This is a genomic window from Clostridium sp. AF34-10BH (assembly GCF_003478095.1).
In the GTDB taxonomy this organism is placed as follows: Bacteria; Bacillota; Clostridia; order Lachnospirales; family Lachnospiraceae; genus Acetatifactor; species Acetatifactor acetigignens.
Window position 1 is genome coordinate 1 of the sequence record NZ_QUEC01000059.1, and the last position, 6,317, is coordinate 6,317.

The window sequence follows — 6,317 nt, forward strand, 5'->3', positions numbered from 1 at the left end:
ATTCTGCCTCAAAAAGATACGATATTAAAATTAAATGACATTATTGTCATTCGTGGAGAAAATCCCCAATAGCAGTAAAGACTGCCTCTTTTACAGGGGCAGTTCAGACTGTAGACAAAACGCTTTTGGTCAGCATGCCAGAAGCGTTTTGTCTACAGTCTGAGCCTACCAGATTACTCTGATAGGCTTAACTAACAAGCATTTGAATTGGGACTACTTGATTTTCTAATTGCTTATGCAATTCGTGAAATGTATAATTATACTGTCTTGGTATTAGACACACAAAGGTAAATAGGGACTTATTTTAAACTTATACGGCTGCAGCCATCCATGAGCAAGCTGCTGCGCAGTTGCCTATATGTCAAAACTGTAGGCAATATTATTTCCTTTGTGTATTATTTACGGCATATATCTCTTTTATATATATCTATTTCGCAGTCCCCACCATAAGCAATAAACTCGATTTCATTATTATCTTCGTTCACGAAGAATAATGATGTCAGCGTTTTTTCTCCGTCATTCATAAAAATTTCTACGGAGTAGATATCCATCAGTATTCTCAGAGTTATCTCACCTGCCTTTGGCGCAAGCTCCACTCTTCTTTCATTCACAATATCCCGTATGCAGTTCATATACTTCCGGTCAAATGTAAGGATCTCATGTACCGGATCGTACACAATACGGATATATTTCTGTTCCTTTTTTGCTAATCTGATTTCCACTGCATCGCAGTGCATATCTCTGATTGTCAGTGTCAGGTCAAATACTCTTCCACTGATCCCCTTAAGGAAAGCAGTTCCATTTACTTTAACTCTTTTATATATAATCTCATTTTCCCAATACTTTTCCAGTTCTCTTACTGGTGTCTGCTTAAGCTTTCCTTCTTCCATCCGCAGTTCTCTTGGGCATATCATCATGCCCCGCCATTTAAAATCTTCCGGGTAACTGTTTACATCCCATGATTGCATCCATGCAGTCATGATCCTTCTGCCATCTGCTGACGTCAAAGACTGTGGTGCATAAAAATCTATGCCATAGTCCAGGCTATCTATATAACTTTCACAAAAACATCCTTCTTTTTCACATCCAAGAAGATATAAAGACCCATTACCATTATGATACTTCAGATCTTCTGCCTGCATATCCTGCGGGGAGACAATAAGCACCTTTGTATCTTCCAGTTCAAAATAATCAGGACATTCCCACATTCTGCCCAGTTCTTTTTCCGGTTTATAAAATAATCCCATATAGTTCCATTCTTTCAGATCAGCCGATACAAATTTCAGAATCTGTCCACGCCCATCCTGTCCTCTGTTTGCTATAATCATATAGTATCTGCCATCACTTTTCCAAATCTTGGGATCCCTGAAATCCTCAGGGCTAGCTCCCTCTGGTAAAAGATTCTTATCAATCACCGGATTGTTTTCCTGTTTTACATAAAATACCCCATCGCCGATTGCAATGCTTTGCGTCTGTCGTATTTTATCCGGTTTTTCTATTCCATCTTCATAATACACACTTGTATATGCAATAATATGTTTTCCATTATCCTCTATTGCTGTTCCTGAAAAACAACCTTCTTTATCATATTGCTGATCTGGAGCAAGCGCCGCCGGTAAATATTCCCAGCGAATGAGGTCCTGACTTTTCACATGCCCCCAGTGCATGGATCCCCAGTCCCTGGAATAAGGATTATACTGAAAGAACAGATGATACTCTCCCTTATAAACAGAAAATCCATTGGGATCGTTCATCCACCCCGTCGGAACCTTCAAATGAAAAACAGGAAATTTATTCTCATTCTCCTCTTTAAGCGCTTTATTTTCATATTCCTGCGCTTTTCTTAATTCTGCACTTAATTCTTTCATATGATATTATCTATCCTTTCACCAGTTTAACCCTTTAATCCTGAAAGAGAAATTCCCTGTACAAAATATCTCTGTCCAAATGAATAAATCAATATCAGCGGTACGGAAGAAATCAGAATTCCAGCCAGTATAATAGAAATACTGGTATTTCTCATCAATCCGCTTAACGCTGTCATTCCAAGCGGTAATGTCATTTTGTCAGGACTTGTAATAAAGATCAGAGGTCTGTAAAAGTCATTCCAAGATGCCACAAATGCCAGAACCGCCACCGTGACAATTGCCGGTTTTGTCATTGGTGCTATAATGCGGAATAATATAGAAAAGTGTGTTGCACCATCTAACTTTGCCGCTTCATCATAACTCTTGGGGATAGACTCCATAAACTGCTTCATGATAAAAATTCCAAGCGGATTGATGAGCAGTGGAAGGATTATTCCCAGTCTCGTATCCATCAGTCCAATTTTTTTGTACATAATGAAAATAGGAATTACTGTAGTCTGTACCGGAATCATAAGTCCTGACAGTAATATAATAAATATCGTATTTTTTCCTTTAAAACTCAGTCTCGCAAAAGCATAAGATGCCATACAGGTAACAATGCACTGCACTAATGTAGCTACGCCTGATACCAAAAAGCTGTTGCCAATATAATAAAGCAATGGCACCTTCTGAAATACTTCTACATAGTTCTGATAATGAAACACCGTAGGAAAAAACGACGGTGGCAGGCGAAAAGAATCCACAGGCAGTCGTAAAGATGTCGCAATCATCCACATAAACGGCAGCATAGCAATCACACAGATCACCAGGCAAAGCAGATTACTTACAATATTTGTCTTTTTCAAGTTATATTTTTTCATCAGTCCTATTTCTCCTACTCTGTATCATAATTTACCCATTTATCAGAAATCTTGAACTGTATAATGGTAACAATCATAATTATCACAAACAGGAATACCGACAGAATACTTGCATAGCTGATATTCTGAGCCTGAAAATTCCGGTAAATATAAAGACTTACTGTTGTTGTAGAAATACCGGGACCTCCCTGCGTCAGTACATATGGCTCATCAAAGCACTGTATATAACTAATCATCGATAATACAACTACCATAAATATAGTAGGCGTAAGCATGGGTAATGTTACATACCGGAATTTCTGTCTTCTGTTTGCACCATCAATCTCTGCAGCTTCATAAAGTGATGTAGGAATATTCTGCAATCCAATATAGTAATATAAGAATGGCGTCCCCACAAACTTCCAAATACTGAATATGACAATCGCCCAGAATGCCCACACTGATGAATTTAACCATGGTATTTTATCGATACCCAGTTTCTCCAGAAAGTAATTAATCACGCCAAAGTCTGTATCATACAGATAGGACCATGCAGTAGCCACAGAAACAGTCGTCATGATCGTTGGAATATATAGGATAATTCGGTATGCCGTCGACATTTTCTTTCCTGTCCTGTGAACCAGACATGCCAGTGCAAGCCCCAGTATTACATGAGCAGGAACCAGAACCAATAAAAGCTTCAGGCTGCTCATCATAACAAGCGGTACTTCCTTATCTCCCAGGAATTTCAGAATATTCTTCAGTCCGACAAACTGCGGACTGGTAATAAGGTTATAATCACAAAACATCAGATAAAAAGAAGCAACCAGCGGATATCCCACAAACAGAAGAAACAGAATCAATGCCGGAGCGACAAAAAGATAAGCAACAAAAGTTTCTTTTTTTAATATATGCATGGATCTGATCTTATTTCCAGCCATATCTTTCCTTTCCTTGTAAAAGATAATTCCCAATGCTAAAGATGCATTGGGAATTATCTTTATCATTTATTTATTTCTTTTCAAATTTTATTCTGCCAGAATTGCATCAATTTCTTCTGTTGCCTTATTCATACCGTCTTCAACAGAAATCTCATTTGCAAAGATCAGTGACATGTACTTATCAAATACGGCCGTTACATCTGTCAGCTGCTTCGGTGCCTGGATACTCTTGGCAACATCAGCACTTTCTCTCCAAAGCATTCCATTTTCAGGAAGCATAGTAGGAAGAATCTTTTCCATTACAGAAATTCTTGAAGGCACAGAGTCTGTCTTCAGGAAAGTTTCCTGAGAAAAGCTGCTTGCAGATAACCATGAAGAGAATAACATTGCCTCATATGGATGTTTGGTGCTACTCAGAACAGGAAATGATCCTGAACCGAAGGAACTCTGCCGTGTTGACAGCGCAGGTAATGCCTGAATATCGTAATCCTCAAAATTATTATTAGCCAGGGAAGCAATAGACCATCTTCCGTTACCAAGCATAGCAATCTGACCATTCATAAACAGATTTGAAGTATCCAGTCCCGCTGAGGGAGAAGGCGCAACCCCGTATTTATAAACAAGATCATACAAAAATTGGATCGTTTCAATTGCCTCCGGTGAATTTAAGGTACATTTTGTCATGTCCTCATTCAGAACACTGGCATTGTTATTGTAAAGCCATGCCGTTACTGTGAAATAATCTGTCGGCGCAACGGTGCCATATACTTTCTCTCCATCCTTCTCATAAGTTAATGCCTGAGCAATTTCAAGAAACTTATCTTTATCCCAGTCAGCACTAGGAAGCTCGATATTTTTTTCTGCAAAGACATCCTTATTCAGGAACATGACAATATTATTCCAATCCCAGGCAAATCCATATGTTTTTCCATCAATCTGGAACGGTGCATTAATATTGGGATGAATATCATTTACACCAAGCTCTTCCATTAAATCTGCATTTTCTGCAATAAAATCATCAAAAGGAAGTGCCATTCCATCCGCCACAAAGGACTGGATACCCTCTACGGCCAGGCGGGCAACATCCGGTCCAGTTCCACCAGCAACCATTGTTTTCAATTTGGTAATGTAATCAGGCCATGAACTGAAAGGAATCAGTACATAATTTACCTTGATGTTAGGGTAGCTTTTATTAAATTCTTCAATAAGAATATTCAGTTTTTCCTCTGCACCATCATCACTCGGATAAGCAATCGTGATCTCAACCGGTTCTGTATTGGTTATCGAATCTGCATTCGAAGCTGTTTTTGCATCTGCCGCTCCTTCTTCTATGGTTTTTGTTGTCTCATTTGTCTCTTCTTTTACGCTGCCACATCCAAACAAAGTTCCGGCTGCTAATGCTGCTACAAGTAAAATTGATAAAATTCTTTTCTTCATATTTCCTCCCATAATTATTTTTGAGTTAACTGTTCTTTCTTGATTTTTTAAAGCAACTACGGTATTTCACATCATCCCTTTCTTAATGAGCGTCATTTTCAAATACCTTCCATTCTCTTTTTCCTGTCTGGCAATTCCGGAAAAGGATTTGTCGGAAGTTCCTGATACCAGTAAGCTACGCTGCAATAATCGTCACTTCGTTCGAACAGACACAGGTGAGAATCCTCTGCACATCCCACAGCTTTATAATAACCACCATTATCTCCATAAAAAGCTTCTGCCCATTTTCTCTCCCCGGATCCAAGTTGTTGGACTGTAACCCTGATGCTGTCCTGGAAATAAATGGGATCAAAGTGGTGGAATCGGTATAATGAATAAAATCCTTGCTCATCATCCAGCAGAGGAGCTCCCTGATAAGGTGTGCCGATTTCATTTGTTCCCCAGCCACCACCGATATAGTCTTCCAGTCCGGTTCCACAAATGGTGGGAAACTTTGTATCATCATCCAGATAATACTTTATTTCTCCTTCTCCCCACCATTCCTGTAGATGGTCATAGTATAAATTGCGAATTCCAAGAACTGTGCCAATATAGACTCCACGTCCTTTTACCCCATCTAGAATAGTATAGTCTTTCTTGATCTCACAGGGGTTTTCCCGTCTGAACTGTGCATGAAAAAATCCAGTATTTTCATCATGTCTGTCACCAAGGGTGAAATCAATCTGGTAAAAAAACATATCTACATCTACATCCGAATCATTTTCAATACTGATCTGTACCTCTTTCTTGAATGGCATGGGAATAAAACAGTTAAATCCTTTTGCATCCTGCATTCCCACATAAGGGGTTACCATATTCCTTTGCCTTCCATGCGCAATACCAAAGAAATCTCCAATCGGTACTTCTACACTTGGATTTTTCTGACCATCCCAGTACATCCTTAAAATAAGATTTCTCAGATGTTCCGGATGATTTGGCGGTATTGTGCACCATATTTTCCGTATTGTTCCAGATCCATATTTGTGAAGCAGAACTTTTGTTGATCCAGCTTCTAATGGTTCTATACAGGGACATCCCTTCCTCCCATGGTTTTCTTTTCCACCCTGGCCTGATACTGCATCAGGATTTTCAGCCGTAGCTGAATAACTCTTTAAATCTTTCAGTGTATAATTCATAGCTTACGTATAATCCAATTATCCTCTTTTGAGGGTAATGGATTATTCTCCTTTCTC

The 6,317-nt window shown here is 39.0% G+C and carries 5 protein-coding genes; all 5 read right to left on the reverse strand.

Annotation, left to right across the window (positions count from 1 at the left end; all coding sequences use genetic code 11):
* Positions 1-395: 395 nt before the first annotated feature.
* The 5 genes from DWZ61_RS19210 to DWZ61_RS19230 all read right to left on the reverse strand — a co-directional run bounded on the left by DWZ61_RS19210 (position 396) and on the right by DWZ61_RS19230 (position 6,260).
* Positions 396-1,868, reverse strand: a complete 1,473-nt coding sequence (locus tag DWZ61_RS19210) for a glycoside hydrolase family 32 protein (RefSeq protein ID WP_118540098.1) — start codon at positions 1,866-1,868, stop codon at positions 396-398.
* A 26-nt stretch (positions 1,869-1,894) separates the two neighbouring features.
* A complete protein-coding gene (locus DWZ61_RS19215) occupies positions 1,895-2,728 on the reverse strand; it encodes a carbohydrate ABC transporter permease (protein WP_118540099.1) in 834 nt (277 codons plus the stop codon).
* Positions 2,729-2,742: 14 nt separating this feature from the next.
* Positions 2,743-3,714 (reverse strand): sugar ABC transporter permease, encoded by a 972-nt coding sequence (locus DWZ61_RS19220; RefSeq protein WP_118540100.1) that lies wholly within the window; start codon positions 3,712-3,714, stop codon positions 2,743-2,745.
* Between the two features lie 21 nt (positions 3,715-3,735).
* Complete coding sequence (locus DWZ61_RS19225; protein WP_172594663.1) at positions 3,736-5,085, reverse strand: sugar ABC transporter substrate-binding protein; 1,350 nt, start codon at positions 5,083-5,085, stop codon at positions 3,736-3,738.
* 98 nt (positions 5,086-5,183) lie between these two features.
* Positions 5,184-6,260 carry a glycoside hydrolase family 172 protein gene (locus DWZ61_RS19230; RefSeq protein ID WP_118540102.1) on the reverse strand — a complete coding sequence of 359 codons (1,077 nt, stop codon included), beginning with the start codon at positions 6,258-6,260 and terminating at the stop codon, positions 5,184-5,186.
* Positions 6,261-6,317 lie beyond the last annotated feature (57 nt).

Coding starts and splice junctions, on each gene's coding strand:
- DWZ61_RS19230 (WP_118540102.1), bottom strand. CDS start 6,260: ATGAATTATACACTGAAAGATTTAAAGAGTTATTCAGCTACGGCTGAA.
- DWZ61_RS19210 (WP_118540098.1), bottom strand. CDS start 1,868: ATGAAAGAATTAAGTGCAGAATTAAGAAAAGCGCAGGAATATGAAAAT.
- DWZ61_RS19225 (WP_172594663.1), bottom strand. CDS start 5,085: ATGAAGAAAAGAATTTTATCAATTTTACTTGTAGCAGCATTAGCAGCC.
- DWZ61_RS19220 (WP_118540100.1), bottom strand. CDS start 3,714: ATGATAAAGATAATTCCCAATGCATCTTTAGCATTGGGAATTATCTTT.
- DWZ61_RS19215 (WP_118540099.1), bottom strand. CDS start 2,728: ATGAAAAAATATAACTTGAAAAAGACAAATATTGTAAGTAATCTGCTT.